This window comes from Dyella humicola, from assembly GCF_026283945.1.
In the GTDB taxonomy this organism is placed as follows: domain Bacteria; phylum Pseudomonadota; class Gammaproteobacteria; order Xanthomonadales; family Rhodanobacteraceae; genus Dyella; species Dyella humicola.
This window is the reverse complement of record NZ_JAPDPC010000001.1, coordinates 1,957,463-1,974,197: the sequence shown is the minus strand read 5'-3', so window position 1 is coordinate 1,974,197 and position 16,735 is coordinate 1,957,463. Positions and strand designations below refer to the sequence as shown.

The window sequence follows — 16,735 nt, the reverse complement described above, 5'->3', positions numbered from 1 at the left end:
CTTGGTACGTGAGTCGATCGACGGTCATCTCGCACTTCACCACATGTATTTCAGCTCGACGCCGAGATAATCACCGTCTCGCCCGCCGACCTGGCGGATGGCGTGACCGACGTCGTAGTGCACAGCTTCCACTGCGCCGGTGAAGTTCGCGTTGAAACTATAGTCCGCACGCAGCTGGCCATAGACGCCGGTCCAGCGGCCACCTTCCCCGGCGGTTCCTGCTAACGGAATATTCGGCTGCAGGTAGATCGCATCACTGGTGACTTCGCGCCATTGGAAACCGACGCCACCTGTCACCGTCAAACCGACGACCGGCTTGATGGTCAGCGTCGGCTTCACGTGCAGCAGGTTCGCATAGCCGGTGAAGCCCGCCAGGGTGAAGTAATACCCGTTGGGAAACAGCGGATTGAAGGTGCCCAGCGTGTTGTCATTGCGTTGCCGATCACCCGACGCCGCATCGAACTGGATGCCAAACCGCGGATGCCATGACGGCCCGTCCCAGGTAAAGCCGACGCGCGCTCCCGTGCCCCAGGCATCGATGTCCTTCGAGCCGACGTGGCCACGTTGTTCCATACCTTCCAGATCCCAGTCCAGCCCCGCGGCCGAACCGGCAAAGCGCATGTCATACACGTCGCGCCGCTCGTCGCCGACGGCGTCCAGATACCTGGCGTTGTCCCTGCTGTAGAGCGAGTAATAGGCGGACAGTTCGTCATGTCCCCACAACAGGCGTTCAACACGCAAGGTGTTGAAGCGGAAACGGTGATTGGACACATCGTCGAACGGATGCTCGTCCTTGTATTGCACGGGCTGGCTCACGAAACCGATAAAGCGCCACTTGCCGGTTTCCCAGTCCGCCCAGATGGCGTCGAAGGACTGCCGCACATTGGGTCCGTCACGCAGCGATACAAAGCGCTGCAAATCGAAGGCAAAATCCTGCCGACCCACGCGGGCCTTGAACGTGCCGGCCTCAAAACTCTTCGTGTAGGCCACGAACGCCAGCCTCAGGTCCCAGGGATTGCGATCGGCCCCACCAATGACGTCCTTGTTCACGGTGCGGGCGTCTTCGATCTGCACGAAGCCTTGCCAATGTTCGTCGAGACGAAGATCGGCATGCACCTGCAGGCGCTGCAACAAATAGGTGTTGTTGGCGCTTCCGCCCACACCGAAACTGGGCGCATCCAGCATTTCGACGCGCTCGCGCAGATTGGCGCCGAGCGAAAGATAACTCTTGGGATCATCCGCGCTCAGTGACAGGTACTTGAGTGCATCACCCCATTCGGTGCGCAGGGACGGATCGGCCAAGGCCGACCAATCCTCCTGCCATCGATTGCTGCTCAGCTTGGGACGTGTCGTGGCATTGTGCGTTGGCGCGGCTTGAGTGGATTCGTTGCTGGCATCCTGTGCCCATGCATGCCCCGGGCAGAGCAACACGCCTCCGGCAAGCACAAGCCGGGCCGCGCTCCATCCCGGGCGATGGCGGGCGCCGTCGATCCGTTGCCGCACGCGATGGTACGACGGCCCCCGCTCTCCCATGGAGTTACGGGCCAGCGTTGGCGTGGATCTCCGCCACATAGCCGCCCGGGAATTGCACGACGACGGACTCGCGCCCTTGGCTAGTGAACGGCTCGACCAACACCTGTGCGCCATTCGCCTTGGCCTTGGCCAACGTATCGGAAAGTTTGACCACTTCGTAGCCGGTCACCTCACGTCCATAGGGATAGGGCAAATGTCCGTCAGTAACGTGCACCGTCATCTTGCCGAAAGTCGACTCGATGCGAATGCGCCGATACGTGTCGTTCGGCCGGCCAATCTCCACACCCGGCGCCTTTGCCTCATCGGAAACCACCTTGCCGTGCGAGAACTTCACGAAGCCTTTGACCAGCGCATCGGCGCGATCGGGTGACACATACACCCGATTCTCGGGAATGGTCTGGAACGGTGCATACGACGGTGGCGTGGTGTGCCAGTAGAGCTGCATGTTGAGTCCACCCGGCCACTGAATGACGGCGTCGCGGCCGATCGGATCCGGGAACGGCGATACCAGCACATCGGCGCCCGCGGCACGCGCAGAGCGAACGGCCGTTTCCATGTCGGTGACCAGATAGCCCGTGCGCTCGTCGCCGAACGGAAACGGGATGGGTGTCTTGAAGCCGAACAAAGACACCGTACCCACCGGCGTCTGCAACAACTGCGACGTGGTGCTGCTCGGCGTCGGGGTCACGGTGGCAACCACCTGCTTCGTGCTCTGGCCTCCAAACGTCCCAATGAAACTGTTGGCGAAACGATCGACGTCGGCCGGTGCCACGTAGACGTGCGTGGTGTCGTATTGCGAGCCTACCGCAACCATGGGCGCCGCGGCCTGCGTCGACTCTTTTGCCTGCACAGCGTCCATGACGGTGAGCGATACGAAGCCGAACAGCCCTAAGCCAAGAACGGCGGCCACTGCCTTTGACGGAATGCGCATGAGTGACTCCCTGAAAACGTGCTTTGAGTGAATGACAGAACGAATGTGGAAGGACCGGAGCCGCGACGCTATCCCGAGCCAGGCTGGGTGACCGCCACACGACTGCGCAGGTCGTACCAGGCCACAAGCAGGAAGCCACCCACCAGCCCCAGGTGTTCGAAGAACGCGTTGGTCAGCATGAAGCGTTCGGGCACCGGCGCATCCCAGAAGCGATTTGCCAGAAAGGTGGCCATCAAGGTGAAGCCAGCCAACAGGATGGCACCTAGCCAGCGATAGAAACCCAGCAGGATCAATAGCGACGCACCCAGTTCCAGCACGATGGTCGCCAGCGTGATGGGACCGGCGGGCGCTAGTCCGAAGTGCGCGGTCTCGGCCGTTGCAGCGCCGAGGTCCATCGCTTTCTGGATGCCGCCCTGAAGATAAGCCGCGCACAGCCCCAGCAGTGCCAGCCAATGCACGGGTCGTGTCGCAAACACCGACGCCAGGCGTGTCGTGAAGTCCGATCGAGCATGAATAGTGTTCACCACCAGCTCTCCAAGCTCAGGATGTGAGCGATGACGCCGAAGCTGCGTCGCCTCATACCGCCCAGCACGAACAACCCAGCGCACCCCAGAACGATTTCAGATCCGACGCCGGCATCTGCTTTGACCACGCAGTGGCATGATCGTGACCATGAACACCACAGTCATGGCGACAAGCGCAACTCGCCTGCACCGCAACCTGCTGGGCCGGGCCACGCTGCTGCGCCCACGCGCCATAGCCACCATAGACGCGCACCGGCGACCATTCTGGCATCGCTGCCGGTACCTTGACATCGTCCAGCGAGGAAAACTCGCCGCTGCCATAGACCACGCGCCCGCCCACGATGGTCAGCAGTGAGGTGGTGTCCGCGATATCGTCTTCGGGGCAGCTGAAGTAGTCGCGATCCGGCACGATCAGGTCGGCTAGTTGGCCCACCTGGATACGCCCTTTCTTGCCTTCCTCATTGGAGAACCAGCAAACGTTCTCCGTCCACATGCGCAAGGCCGTTTCGCGGTCAAGGCAATTGCGGCGCGGATACAGCCCCAGGCCACCGACGGTCTTGCCGGTGGTCAGCCAGGCCAGCGACACCCATGGGTTGTAGGACGCGACGCGCGTGGCATCCGTGCCGGCCGAGGTCTTGACGCCCTTCTCCAGGATGCGAGCGACCGGTGGCGTCGCCTGCGCCGCCGCGGGGCCATAGCGCTCCACGAAATACTCGCCCTGGTAGGCCATGCGATGCTGCACGGCAATGCCACCGCCCAGCGCCGCAATGCGATCGATCGAACGCTCCGAAATCGTCTCGGCGTGATCGAAGAACCAGTTCAGCCCTTGCAGCGGAATATCCCTGTTCACTTTTTCGAAGACGTCCAGCGCACGACTGATGGTTTCGTCGTAGGTCGCGTGCATGCGCCAGGGCCAGCGGTTCTCGGCAAGGATGCGCACGACTTGTTCCAGCTCACCTTCCATCTGCGAGGGCATGTCCGGTCGCGGCTGCCGGAAGTCCTCGAAATCCGCGGCCGAAAACACCAGCATCTCGCCCGCCCCGTTGTGGCGGAAGTAATCGTCGCCCTGCTTGTATGTGGACGTGCGCGTCCAGTTCAGAAAATCGTCCTTTTCCTGCTTGGGCTTTTGCGTAAACAGGTTGTAGGCCAGCCGGATGGTGAGCTGGCCGTCGGCCGCCAGCTTCTCGATGACGGCGTAATCGTCCGGATAATTCTGGAAGCCGCCGCCCGCATCGATTGCACCGGTCACGCCAAGGCGATTCAGATCACGCATGAAATGACGCGTGGAATTGAGCTGGTAGTCAAACGGCAGCTTGGGACCCTTCGCCAGCGTGGCGTAGAGGATGGCAGCGTTCGGCTTGGCCAGCAGCAATCCGCTCGGATTGCCCGCACCATCGAGGACGATCTCGCCACCCGGTGGCGCCGGCGTGTCCCGGGTATAGCCCACCACGCGCAGTGCTGCCGCATTGAGGATGGCGCGATCGTACAGATGCAGCAGGAATACCGGTGTATCCGGCGCGATCGCATTCAGTTCCTCAATGGTCGGCAGTCGCTTTTCGACGAACTGATGCTCGGAGAAGCCACCGACCACGCGCACCCATTGGGGTGATGGCGTGATAGCTACTTGCCGCTTGAGCATGGCCATGGCGTCGGCGAGTGAGCGGACACCGTCCCAACGCAGCTCCATGTTGAAGTTCAAGCCACCACGAATAATGTGAAGGTGGTTGTCGATCAGGCCCGGCAAGGCGCGACGCCCTTTCAAATCGACGATGCGCGTGTGCGGCCCAGCCAGCAGCATGATCTCCGACGCGCCACCCACCGCCAGGAACTTTCCATCGGCGATGGCGACCGCGTCGACCTCGGGACGAGAGCGGTCAAGCGTGGTGAAACGCCCGCCATGGAGAATGAGGTCTGCCTTGGTCAACTGCGCGTTCATCGTTGAATCCTCGTGCTTTCAACCACATTCGAGACGGGCCGGGCCCTCGGCAGTTCGCCAAAGACATGCGGCTTGACGTGTTCGTGGACCCAGCTGGTCGCGGCAATGTCGCGGTTCCACAGGTTTTTCATCAATGGGGGAACCTGCTCACCGACAAGAATGCCGAGCAAACCCACCAGCGCGATCACCGGCGGCGCCGGCGACCGCACATTCAACAGGCTATAAACGACACCGACCAGCAAGCCGACGGCGAGAGATAGCAAATACGGTTTCATCGGCATGCCCTGCGAGTCGAGTTGCGCTTGTGGTCGGCAACCGCAAGCACGGTGCACTTAGCCTTCGTGCGCGCTGAACATGCTCTTGGCGTAGATGATGCCAAGCCCATAGGAGCCGCCGAAGCGTTTGGCGATGCCGGTCGTGCTGTCGTAGCTATCGGCGCGGGCCCAATCACGCTGCAGCTCCAGCAGGTACTGAAGCGCAGTCATGGGTCGGGCACCGGCCTGGATCATGCGATCCATCGCCCGGTTGTGCGCCTCGACGGAGACGTCACCGCAGGCGTCGGAGACCACATACACCTCGAAGCCCTGCTCCAGCGCCGACAGCGTCGGACCGACGATGCACACCGAGGTCCACAAGCCAGCGAGCACAATTCGAGTCTTGCCTATCTCGTTGACGCGCTTGATCACGGCCGCATCTTCCCAGGTATTCATCGACGTGCGGTCGAGCAAGGCCTGCCCCGGGAAAGGCTCGGTCACTTCGCTGAACATCGGTCCGGAAAAGCTCTTCTCGGCCACGGTGGTGAGGATGGTCGGCACCTTGAAGCTGGCCGCCGCGTGCGACACCAGCGCGGCATTGTTGCGCAGCGTGATCGCATCGATGGAACGCGTCGCAAAGGACATCTGCGACTGGAAGTCGATCATGATCAGCGCATGATCCGTGGGTGTGATCAATTGCTTCCCGGGTGTCGCGGTTGCGGTAATCGCCATGCATATTCTCCTGGACAGTGCAGCGTTGATGGATCGGCCACGCAACTCGTGGCCGATCCGTTTGCGTCATCAAGAGCGAATGAAAGTCAGCAGATCATGGTTGACCTGGTCCTGATGGGTAGCAGTGAGACCATGCGGCGCACCCGGATAGACCTTGAGCGTTGCGTGCTTCACGATCTTGGCCGAAAGCCTGCCCGCGTCATCGATCGGTACGATTTGATCATCATCGCCGTGAATGACGAGTGTGGGCACGCGGGGAGCCATGGCGGGGCTTGCGATCGGTAATGCCATCGCTGCAGAAGCCGTCGCGACGACGCTCAAGAAGCTGCGCTCGGGTGGTTGGCGCGGTGGAGCCGATCGCTGGTCGACATGGCGGCTCTCTTGATCGCTAATGTACCGTTCCTGCGGGTACTGAGGCATGCCGCGATGGCGACGTTTCGCCACACGGCATCACCATGCGTTGGGGGACGGATCAAGCGGAACTTGAGGCTGGCGTGAACATGCCCATCATTGTTCCCTGATGGCAGGTTCTGCGAAGCCCCCAACAAGGCAATTCCTGGATACCCGAACGGGTAATTCTGCCCTTGCAGGAGGCCCCTCGGGAGGCCGGCAGCTCATCGCACGCGCCAAGTGGGCACCGTAGGCATGCGTTCGCCCGCTTCGGCAAGAGCTGCCGAAGGCATCTCCTTCACCGCGTGGATCAGGCATCGAAGATGCCACGCTTCGTTGCGAGCGTGACGACATCGGTGCGGCCCGTGGCACCGACCCGATGCCTTCCGCTCCCTTCCGTGACGCCATGAGTCATCGCGCGACTCATGCGCATCACGGGGGAAACGGCGCCGGTCGAGGCTATTTCGCCTCTTTGTCCATCAGCTTGTCGACCAGGTTGGCCGGCACTTCCTCGTAGTGGTCGAACTCCATGGTGAAGGTGCCGCGTCCACGTGTCGCCGAGCGCAGGAAGTTGATATAGCCGAACATCTCGGCCAGCGGCACGAAGCCCTGCACGAACGCCTGAGTGCCTTTCTGGCCCTGGTCACTGACCGTGCCACGACGGCGATTGATGTCGCCGATGACGTCACCGAGGTAGTCCGCTTCGGTTACCACTTCCAGTCGCATCACCGGCTCCAGCAACTTGGGCTTGCTCAGTCGCTGCGCCTCGCGGAAACACTGGCGGGAGGCGATTTCGAAGGCGAGCGCCGACGAGTCGACATCATGGAACTTGCCGTCGATCAGGCGCGCCTTGAAGTCGACCACCTCGTAGCCGGCGATCTGACCTTCGCGCGACTCCACGGTCACCGCATGCTCGACCGCGGGTATGTATTCACGCGGCACGCGACCACCGACGATTTCGTCGGCGAACACCACGCCACTACCCGACGCCAGTGGCTCGAACACCATGGTGACTTCGGCAAACTGCCCCGAACCACCTGACTGCTTCTTGTGCGTGTAGGTGTGTTCGACGCTCTTGCCGAACGCTTCCCGGAAACTCACTTTGGGCTTGCCCATATTGGCATCGACACCCAGTTCGGTGCGCATGCGGTCGATGGTGACTTCAAGGTGCAGTTCGCCCATGCCCTTGAGCACGGTTTCACCCGTTTCCTTGTCCACTTCGAGTCGCAACGAAGGATCGGCCTTGACCATTTTGTAGAGCGCGGTGGAAAGCTTGTCGACGTCGTTGCGATGCTTGGGCTCGACCGACACACTGATCACCGGGTCGGGAAAACGCATGCGCTCAAGCAGGGCCGGATGCGCAGGATCGGAGAGCGAATCGCCCGTCTCGGTCTCTTTCATCGACACGAAGGCGCAGATGTCGCCGGCGCGGACCTCGTCGATTTCCTTGGTCGCGTTGGCCTGCACTTCCACGATACGTCCCACGCGCTCCTTCTTGCCGCGGGTGACATTGAGCAGCGTGTCGCCCTTCTTGATGACGCCCGAATAAATGCGGCAGAAGGTCAAGGTGCCGAACTGATCGTTGATCACCTTGAACGCGAGTGCGCGCGCCGGCGCCTCGTCGACCACACCCTGGTCGCCGATGACGTGGCCGTCTTCGTCCACCATGGCAATGCCGCCGTTCTCGCCCGGATACGGCAAGTAGTCGATGACGCCGTCCAACAACTGCTGCACGCCCTTGTTGCGATACGACGAGCCGCAGAACACGGGTATCAGCTTGCCTGACACGCAACCCTTGCGAATGCAGCGCTTCAGCGTGTCCTGGTCGAATTCGCCGGATTCGATCAGCTTCTCGAAGGCCGCATCGTCCATCGCAAGTGCGCGCTCAAGCATTTCCTCGCGCAACTTGGGCAGGTTGGCGACCCACTCCCGATCAGCGACCTCGGTGAGCGAGACGCGGCCAGCGATCTCTTCGAGCGGCACGGTATCCCATGGGCTGTCCTTGTCATCGCCCTTCCAGATGTAGCCGACGCCGGCCACCAGGTCGGCCATGCCGACGAACTCGTCATGGCTGCCCAGCGGCACCTGGCACAGCAGCACATTGGCGCCCAGGCGCTCGCGAATACCCTTCACGCAATGGGCGAAACTGGCGCCAATGCGATCCATCTTGTTGACATAGCAGAGGCGCGGCACGTTGTATTGGTCGGCAAGACGCCAGTTGGTTTCAGTCTGCGGCTCGACGCCGGCCACACCGTCGAACACCACGACAGCGCCGTCGAGCACACGCAGGCTGCGATTCACCTCGATGGTGAAATCGACGTGCCCGGGCGTATCGATCAGGTTGATCTGGTGTCCTTTCCATTCGGTGGACACAGCCGCCGACTGGATGGTGATGCCACGCTTGCGCTCCTGCTCCAGATAGTCCGTGGTGGTGGAACCCTTGCCTTCCTTGGTGTCATGGACATCGACGATCTGGTGCTTCTTGCCGGTGTAGTACAGCACGCGCTCGGTGGTGGTCGTCTTGCCCGCATCGATATGCGCAATGATGCCGATGTTGCGATACAACGGAAGTGGTTTGTGTCGTGCCATGGGGTCCCGCTCCAAGATTTCAGATAGCTATACCAGACGTTCGTTTCCAGGTGACCGAGACCGGCTTTCGCCCGGCTCGTCAGCAAGCGGGATATTGGGTCATTCATGGCCGCCTCAATGCCGGACAGGACCTTGGCCCGGCCACCTTCACCGAGTCCCGACGAATACTGTGCGATAGCTAGGCATTGCCAGGCGGGTTCCGTTCGCGATGGGTACCCTGCGGCTGGCGCCATCGCCCTTTGGCCCTCGGAGCATAACCATGCCAGACCAGCAGGCCCCACTGACTCGCGAGTTCATCGAGCAGCAACGCAAGCGGCTCGAGGCCCTGCGCCGCCAGGTTCTTGGGGGTGAAGAAGCGGCCACCGCGTCGCGGCGCGCGTTTCAGGAAGATCACGGCGACGAGGCCGAGGAATTTGAGGACACGGCGCAGGACTTCGCGCAGGAGGAAGTCCGCCAGGCCCAGCATGACGTCGACGATCGACGCGTGCGCGATATCGAGCGGGCCCTGCAGAAGATCGACGATGGCACCTACGGCGTCTCCGACGTCAGCGGCAAGGCCATTCCCAGGGCACGCCTGGAAGCCACTCCCGAGGCGATCCTGACCATCGAGGAAGAACGGGGCCGCGAAGGGAGCCGGTCATCGGGCGGATGATTCGCGCCGGCGGCACTTGTGCCGCCAGCGCTCCGCCGCGATATGTGCTCGACGTCATCGCCGAGGAGAAAGTGTCAGTGAGCGCCACTACGCCGTTTGATCTGTCGCCACCGTCCCCGCTTCAGTTGGACCAGCTGAGCGCGTCGCTTACCCAGGACGAGCGCGACGTGCTGCTGGAGCACGGTACCGAATCCCCGTTCTGCGGTGTCCTGCTCACGGAAAAACGCGCTGGCCTGTATTGCTGCCGCCTGTGCGGGCTGCCGCTGTTCCTGGGTGGCACGAAGTTTGAAAGTCGCACCGGCTGGCCGAGCTTTACCGCCCCCTTCAACGAGCAACACCTCTCCTATGTGCGCGATGCCAGCTACGGCATGGTCCGCACCGAGATACGCTGTGCCCGCTGCGGCAGCCATCAAGGCCACGTGTTCGACGATGGCCCGCCGCCGACGCACCAGCGTTATTGCATCAACTCGATCTCGCTCGCCTTCGTCGCCGCTACCGATGCCCTGCCCGACAAGCTCGGGCGCGGCGTGCCGGAAGGCGTCGTATGGATGCCCGCCGCCACCTGACCCGAGCCCTTCGCCAGCCTGCCCCGGGAACTAGCCCATGACTCTTCGATCGCGCTATCGACAGCCCGTGTGGCTTGCCGCGGGCGTACGCACGCCGTTTGCCAAGGTGGATGGCGCGCTGGCCTCTTACGACGCCATCCAGCTGTCGGTTCCAGTCGCGCGTCACATGCTCGAGAGCCTTCCCCATGGCGGGCGGCCCGACTTCGCCGTCTGGGGTACGGTGGTGCCCAACCTGACGTGGAGCAATATCGCACGCGAAATCCTGATGGATGCCGGTGCACCGGCAACGCTTCCGGCGTTCTCCACCATCATGGCCTGTTCAACCAGCATGATCGGCATGATCGAAGCGGCAGGCATGCTCGACGACGACAGCGCGCAGCTTGCGCTGGTCGGCGGCGTCGACAGCCTGAGCCGCATCCAGCTTGGCCTCAACCAGCGGCTCTCCGACGGCATCCGCCATTTTCAGAAAGCGCGGTCGCTGGGAGAAAAGGTGTCGCAAGTGCTGAGCCTCAAGCTCGGCGATATCAGCCTGTACATACCTGGCATCGTCAATCGCACCAGCGGGCTGAGCATGGGCGAACACACCGAGATCACCGCGAAAGATTGGCAACTAAAGCGCGAGGACCAGGACCAGATCGCCTACGACAGCCATCGGCGCGCGGTCGAGGGCTGGAACAGCGGCTTCTTCGATGACCTGGTCATACCGATCGGTGATTTCAAGCGTGACAGCATTCCGCGCGCGGACACGTCGCTGGAAAAGCTGGCGAAACTTCCACCGAGTTTCGACCGCACCAGCGGCCATGGCACCCTGACCGCCGGCAACTCCTCACCCTTGACCGATGGGGCCGCCAGCCTTTGGGTGGCCACACAGCGCGGCCTGGAGCGCCTGCCCGAGCAGGTCCCACGTGTGCACCTGGTCGACTGGGAAATCGCAGCCATCGACTTCCGTAGCGAAGGCCTGTTGATGGCTCCGGCCTATGCCATCCCTCGCCTGCTTGCACGCCATGGCCTCCACTACCAGGACATCGGCCTGTGGGAAATCCACGAGGCGTTTGCGGCCCAGGTGCTTGCGCACATCGAGGCCTTGCAGAACGGTGATTTCCTCTGTCGAAAGGCGGGCATCGATCGCGACTTCGGGCCATTCCCACGCGAACGGATGAATCCTCATGGCGGCAGTCTCGCCATCGGTCATCCGTTCGGTGCCACCGGCGCACGCATCCTCAGTCAGGCGGTCAAGGAACTCGCGCAACAGCCCCCGGGTACGCGCGCCATCGTCAGCATCTGTGCGGATGGCGGCCAGGGCACGGTGGCCTTGCTGGAGGCCGGCTGATCGGGTGAACGACAACAGCCGGCTCAGAAATACACCTGGGCCCGCATTTCGAAGATGCGCGGGTTGACTTGCAGGTTGCCGCGATCACTAAACGCCCACACATAGTTGGCCTGCACTTTCAGGTGCTCGCCGATGTACCAGTTGGCACCCAAGGTCCAGTCGTGCTCCTTGCCGCCCGTGATGGCGCCATCGTTCAAGTCCAGTTCGCTGTAACGCAGTGCCAGTTCCACTGCACCCCAGGCGCGGGTCGGGCGGATCGCCTGCAAGTCGCGGCCGTTGTAACGGCGATCGGCCACATTGCCATCGCTGTAGTAGCGCGCCTCGCCGGTCAGCGTCCAGGTGGTGAAGACGTAGTAGCCGCTACTCTCGAAGTCAGGCTTGTTGTGATAGCGGTCCACTTGCGCCTGCAGGTATTCGCCCTGCACGGACCACGGGCCATCGATCCACAACGCTTCGAAACCTTGGCGCTCGATGCTCTTGCTATAACTCAGGGTGCCCGAATCGACCAGCCGCACAGGCGACAAGCCGTCTTCGGGTCGGGCACGCAAGCGCGCCGACGGTGGCACGCTGCTGTCGTCCGCTGAATCCAGCGTTTCCTTGGAGGCAGAGACGCCCAGATGCAACGTATGCCCCGGCTTGTTGATCGGCACCCAGGCGACGCGGCCTGCCAGAGTCTGGCCAGGATTGTTGCCGTCCAAATCCTTGTGCCAGAAGTAGTCACCCAGGTTGATCACCCAGTGCGGGCGGATCCAGGCCCAGTCCACACCGGCACGACGTCCCTCCCACACGGCCTGCGTCGGCAACGCCGTTTCAATGAAGGTGGTTGCCGACGAGCTGGTGACACCCTCGAAGCCTACTGGGGTTTTCGAATAACCCAGCCTGACATTGCCAAGATCGTCGCCCAGGAATCCACTCGTGCGAACGCGGACAAAGGTGTCCACCCATTGCTTCGCCTGGAAATCGTACTGGACGATGGCGTCGTAGAGCCCGGGCTTTCTGATAAACAGGCCCAGGTACTTGCGGCGATTGGTGCTCGCGTCTTCGAAATGCCCATCATCGTTGTAGAAGCGGTTGATGTCGTACTGATACAGCACGGCCAGCCCGAAGTCGGTGCCATCGGACGTGGTGATATGCGTTGGCCAGTTGCTATAGAAGTTGTAGTCATCCGCGAAACCCGCCAGGGGCCATGCCAGCAAAAGGACGACGGCTCGACGCATCCAGCGGGCTGACCGGGACTGTGCCGGGGAAAAGACTTGCAGCTTGGTCATGGGCTCGCCTCCCAACGAGAACCTTCATGCTGTCTAACTCCGACCGTACCCGGAAATAAAGATTGTGCATATGCACATTCCGTTGACTCTCCTGTCTCGATGGCACGATTTGGACGTCCATCCAGCAAAGTGCGGGCCACCCATCCCAACTTCCCGCTGACGCACTTCAGGCCAGTTCGAACGAATGGTAAGCACCGCCGACATGCACACCGTTGCGTTTGACGCTTGACAACGAGGTCGCCTGCTTGCCGCGAGCCAGCCAAAACCCATGCCGGACGGTCGGTCACGAAAGCTAGACACGCCTGACCGTAAATGTGGCGTCCTGGCTGGAGGAAATCACTATGAAGATCTACCTGCTATCGCTGGCTGCCGGCTTACTGGTCGGGGTGGTCTATGGACTGATCCAGGTTCGCTCCCCGGCACCACCCGTCGTCGCCCTCATAGGGCTGCTTGGCATCCTGCTTGGCGAGCAGGCGGTACCGATCGCCAAGAAAGTCATCCTGGGCGGAGGCGTCACGGCCGCCTACTGCGCCGAGCAATTGCGTGAACAAACATTTGCCCAACTGCCCCAGCACCACCCCAAACCAGACACCAAACACAGCGAAGACCCGAGCTGATTGACCCCGAGGTGACGCCCATGGTCACGCACCCCACCCTCATCGTGCACAACGCCCGTATCCATACCGGCGTATCGAGGCGCCCGGAAGCGCAGGCGCTGGCGGTCAACGGCCGTCATTTCGCTGCCGTGGGTACCAATGGGCAGATCAAGGCGCTAGCCGGCCCAGCCACGGTGATGATCGATGCCGGCAGGCGGCGCGTCATACCCGGCTTGATCGACTCGCATCTGCACGTGATACGCGGCGGTCTCAACTACAACCTCGAGTTGCGCTGGGATGGCGTTCCTTCGCTCGCCGATGCGATGCGCATGCTCGCCGACCAGGTGGCACGCACGCCGGCCCCACAGTGGGTGCGCGTGGTGGGCGGTTTCACCGAGCAGCAGTTTGTCGAACGCCGACTGCCCAGCCTGGAGGAACTCAACCAGGTGGCACCCGAGACGCCCGTCTTCATCCTGCACCTGTACGACCGCGCGCTGCTGAATGCGGCCGCGCTGCGAGCCTGCGGCTACTCCAAAGACACACCCGACCCACCCGGTGGCCAGATCGTGCGCGACCACAGCGGTACGCCTACAGGCCTCTTGCTGGCCACACCGAACGCCGCCCTGCTTTACGCCACCCTCGCGCTGGGCCCCAAGCTGCCGTACGAATACCAGCTCAACTCCACGCGTCATTTCCTGCGCGAGCTGAATCGCCTGGGCGTTACCAGCGTGATCGATGCCGGCGGTGGCTTTCAAAACTATCCCGACGACTACCGGGTGATCGAGGAGCTTCACCAGCATCACCAGCTCACCGTGCGCATCGCCTATAACCTGTTCACGCAGAAGCCCGCGGAAGAACTGCAGGACTTCACGCATTGGACTAGCCACAACCAGTATGGCCAGGGCGACGAGTTCTACCGTCTCAATGGCGCGGGAGAAATGCTAGCGCTCTCGGCCGCCGACTTCGAAGACTTTCGCCAGCCGCGCCCCGAAATGCCGCCACGTATGGAGGCCGACCTCGAACACGTGGTGCGATTGCTCGCAAACCGCCGCTGGCCTTGGCGGATGCACGCCACCTACGACGAAACCATCAGCCGCGCGCTGGATGTGTTCGAGAAAATCGACCGGGAAGTCTCCCTGCAAGGTCTGCCGTGGTTCTTCGATCACGCCGAAACGGTGTCCGACCGCAACCTCGAACGCATCGCCCGGCTGGGCGGTGGGATCGCCATACAACATCGCATGGCGTATCAGGGCGAATACTTCGTCGAGCGCTACGGAGCCCAGGCGGCCGCGCGCACGCCACCATTCAAACGCATGCTGGAGATGGGCATCCATGTCGGTGCCGGTACCGATGCCACCCGCGTTGCCAGCTATGACCCATGGAACGCGCTCTACTGGCTGACCACCGGAAAGACCTTGGGTGGACTATCGCTGTATGCCGACAGCAACCGCGTTGATCGCGCCAGCGCACTCGCGCTGTACACACGGGCCAATACCTGGTTCTCCGGCGAGCAAGAGCTGAAGGGCCAGATCGACATCGAGCAGCTCGCCGACTTCGCGCTGTTATCGCAGGACTATTTCGAAGTCGACGACGAAGCGATCCGGCAAATCGTTTCCGATCTCACCGTCGTGGATGGCCACATCGTCTACGCCGGTGGCGATTTTGAGCAGCATGATCCGGCGCCACCCGTTGCAATGCCCGATTGGGCACCGGTGAACTTTGGCAGCCGCTACTGGAAATTGCCACAGGCCTATGCGCGCGTGCAACACGCTACGCAGCTGGCCTCCGTCGGGCACGCCCCGCATGGACCGCTATCGGCTTGCGGGCATCTGCCTATCGATGTGCGGCAGCAGCCATGGGGTCCATCCGGTTGCACGTGTTGGGCCTTTTGACTTGGGCCAGCCAGGCCATCCATAAGCTCGCTGTTGAACACACCGCTTGCCGTGCGGCGCCATTCCGCGAGCGCCACGGGATTTCCTGGCCAAGCAAAGCGCCACCCGTGTCCGCAGCGATGCCGGAAAACATGTTCGACATCATCGAACGTGTTCGTCGATAGGGCGATACGGCAAGACGCCCCTCAACGAGCAACATGACGTCGTCACCCACCACCCTGCATTCCAGGAGCACGCCATGAACCGTTTCAACGACAAAACCATCCTCGTCACCGGCGGCAACAGCGGCATCGGCCTTGCCACGGCCCAGGCCTACGCCGCCGAAGGCGCTCGGGTCATCGTCACCGGCCGCGATGCAGCCGCATTGGAATCGGCGCTGGCGACGCTCGGCAGCGATGCCATCGCCATCCGCAACGATGCCGGCTCAGCGGTCGCCGCCAAGGAACTTGCCAGCACACTGTCCGCCCAGAGCATCAAGCTCGACGCGGTCTTCCTCAACGCGGGCGTGGCGAAGTTTGCCCCGCTTGCCGACGTGGACGACGCGCTGTGGGATCTCACCTTCAATACCAACGTGAAGGGCCCGTACTTTCAGATCCAGGCCCTGGCTCCGCTGCTCAACCCGGGCGCCTCCATTGTCATCAACGGTTCGATCAATGCGCGCATCGGCATGCCCAGCTCGTCGGTCTACGCGGCGAGCAAGGCCGCGGTGATTTCGCTGGCCAAGACGCTGTCAGCCGAGTTGCTGCCGGTCGGCGTGCGCGTCAACGTGGTCAGCCCGGGTCCGGTGCATACGCCAATCTACGGCAAGTTGGGTCTCGATCAGGCCGCACTCGAAGCCACCGCCGCCCAGATCCAGGCACAAGTCCCGCTGGGCCGTTTCGGCCAGCCCGCCGAGATCGCTTCCACCGTGCTGCACCTGTCGGCGCCGGAGTCGGCCTTTATCGTCGGCACCGAAATCATCGCCGACGGCGGCATGAGCCAACTGTGAACTGCCCTGCCCGGCCGCGCCTGCGGCCGGGCCATCCCGTGAGAACCCGGTCATCAACGCATGGTGCGTCAACACGCCACCCAAGGGCGTCGCCGTGGTCCCGGATAATGGCTCTCTGCCACCGACACACCCTGCCTATCCCATGCAACGCCTTCCGCTCAACGAAAACACCATCGCCGTCCTGGTCGATCGTTTCTACGACGCCGTTCGCGCCGAACCGTCGATCGGGCCGGTCTTTAGCGCCGCCATTGAAGACTGGGACGAACACAAGCAGCTATTGACCTCGTTCTGGTGTTCCGTCGCGCTGGGAACCGGTACCTATCGTGGCTTTCCCATGGCCGTGCATCGGCAGCATTCCATCAAGGCGATGCACTTCGAGCACTGGCTTACCTTGTGGCGAGTCACCTGCGCCGACGTACTGGAGGATGCCGCCGCCACCCGCATGATCGAATACGCCGAGCGCATAGGCCGCAGCCTGCGCTACGGCCTCGGCCTGTCCGGGCGCGAGGGAGCACGACCCTTCAGCGTCCCTATCGTTGGCGGCTGAGTGCTCG

At 62.4% G+C, this 16,735-nt stretch carries 16 protein-coding genes; 7 read left to right on the top strand and 9 right to left on the bottom strand.

The window, feature by feature from the left end; genetic code table 11:
- Positions 1-36 precede the first annotated feature (36 nt).
- The 8 genes from OUZ30_RS08820 to fusA all read right to left on the bottom strand — a co-directional run bounded on the left by OUZ30_RS08820 (position 37) and on the right by fusA (position 8,889).
- Entirely contained in the window at positions 37-1,302 is a 1,266-nt protein-coding gene (locus OUZ30_RS08820; RefSeq protein ID WP_266181850.1) for an alginate export family protein, read from the bottom strand.
- A 235-nt stretch (positions 1,303-1,537) separates the two neighbouring features.
- Positions 1,538-2,464 (bottom strand): glyoxalase, encoded by a 927-nt coding sequence (locus tag OUZ30_RS08815; protein WP_266181849.1) that lies wholly within the window; start codon positions 2,462-2,464, stop codon positions 1,538-1,540.
- Positions 2,465-2,532: 68 nt separating this feature from the next.
- Entirely contained in the window at positions 2,533-2,988 is a 456-nt protein-coding gene (locus OUZ30_RS08810) for a DoxX family protein (protein ID WP_266181848.1), read from the bottom strand.
- A gap of 52 nt (positions 2,989-3,040) precedes the next feature.
- Entirely contained in the window at positions 3,041-4,924 is a 1,884-nt protein-coding gene (locus OUZ30_RS08805; RefSeq protein ID WP_266181847.1) for an amidohydrolase, read from the bottom strand.
- Positions 4,921-5,199 carry a XapX domain-containing protein gene (locus tag OUZ30_RS08800; protein WP_266183147.1) on the bottom strand — a complete coding sequence of 93 codons (279 nt, stop codon included), beginning with the start codon at positions 5,197-5,199 and terminating at the stop codon, positions 4,921-4,923. Before OUZ30_RS08800 ends, OUZ30_RS08805 begins: the two co-directional genes overlap by 4 nt.
- Before the next feature lie 57 nt (positions 5,200-5,256).
- The gene (locus OUZ30_RS08795; RefSeq protein ID WP_266181846.1) at positions 5,257-5,910 is read right to left on the bottom strand and encodes a hydrolase; all 654 of its coding nucleotides are present in this window, start codon (positions 5,908-5,910) and stop codon (positions 5,257-5,259) included.
- A gap of 69 nt (positions 5,911-5,979) precedes the next feature.
- Complete coding sequence (locus tag OUZ30_RS08790) at positions 5,980-6,330, bottom strand: alpha/beta hydrolase (protein ID WP_266183146.1); 351 nt, start codon at positions 6,328-6,330, stop codon at positions 5,980-5,982.
- Between the two features lie 429 nt (positions 6,331-6,759).
- Positions 6,760-8,889, bottom strand: a complete 2,130-nt coding sequence (gene fusA / locus OUZ30_RS08785) for an elongation factor G (RefSeq protein ID WP_266181845.1) — start codon at positions 8,887-8,889, stop codon at positions 6,760-6,762.
- Between the two features lie 259 nt (positions 8,890-9,148).
- Between fusA and OUZ30_RS08780 the strand changes: the two genes are divergently transcribed.
- From OUZ30_RS08780 to OUZ30_RS08770, 3 genes are all read left to right on the top strand, one after another.
- Positions 9,149-9,541: a TraR/DksA family transcriptional regulator gene (locus tag OUZ30_RS08780; protein ID WP_266181844.1), complete on the top strand. Its 393-nt coding sequence runs from the start codon at positions 9,149-9,151 to the stop codon at positions 9,539-9,541.
- Positions 9,542-9,618: 77 nt separating this feature from the next.
- A complete protein-coding gene (msrB, locus tag OUZ30_RS08775) occupies positions 9,619-10,107 on the top strand; it encodes a peptide-methionine (R)-S-oxide reductase MsrB (protein ID WP_266181843.1) in 489 nt (162 codons plus the stop codon).
- Between the two features lie 37 nt (positions 10,108-10,144).
- Entirely contained in the window at positions 10,145-11,437 is a 1,293-nt protein-coding gene (locus OUZ30_RS08770; RefSeq protein ID WP_266181842.1) for an acetyl-CoA C-acyltransferase, read from the top strand.
- Positions 11,438-11,460: 23 nt separating this feature from the next.
- Here the strand turns inward: OUZ30_RS08770 and OUZ30_RS08765 are convergent, their stop codons facing one another.
- Positions 11,461-12,705 carry an OprO/OprP family phosphate-selective porin gene (locus tag OUZ30_RS08765; RefSeq protein ID WP_266181841.1) on the bottom strand — a complete coding sequence of 415 codons (1,245 nt, stop codon included), beginning with the start codon at positions 12,703-12,705 and terminating at the stop codon, positions 11,461-11,463.
- A gap of 341 nt (positions 12,706-13,046) precedes the next feature.
- On the opposite strand from OUZ30_RS08765, the gene OUZ30_RS08760 reads away from it, so the two are divergent.
- The 4 genes from OUZ30_RS08760 to OUZ30_RS08745 all read left to right on the top strand — a co-directional run bounded on the left by OUZ30_RS08760 (position 13,047) and on the right by OUZ30_RS08745 (position 16,728).
- A complete protein-coding gene (locus OUZ30_RS08760) occupies positions 13,047-13,322 on the top strand; it encodes a DUF1427 family protein (RefSeq protein ID WP_266181840.1) in 276 nt (91 codons plus the stop codon).
- 20 nt (positions 13,323-13,342) lie between these two features.
- The gene (locus OUZ30_RS08755) at positions 13,343-15,193 is read left to right on the top strand and encodes an amidohydrolase (protein ID WP_266181839.1); all 1,851 of its coding nucleotides are present in this window, start codon (positions 13,343-13,345) and stop codon (positions 15,191-15,193) included.
- A gap of 238 nt (positions 15,194-15,431) precedes the next feature.
- Positions 15,432-16,181: an SDR family oxidoreductase gene (locus OUZ30_RS08750; protein ID WP_266181838.1), complete on the top strand. Its 750-nt coding sequence runs from the start codon at positions 15,432-15,434 to the stop codon at positions 16,179-16,181.
- 142 nt (positions 16,182-16,323) lie between these two features.
- Positions 16,324-16,728: a group III truncated hemoglobin gene (locus tag OUZ30_RS08745; RefSeq protein ID WP_266181837.1), complete on the top strand. Its 405-nt coding sequence runs from the start codon at positions 16,324-16,326 to the stop codon at positions 16,726-16,728.
- Positions 16,729-16,735 lie beyond the last annotated feature (7 nt).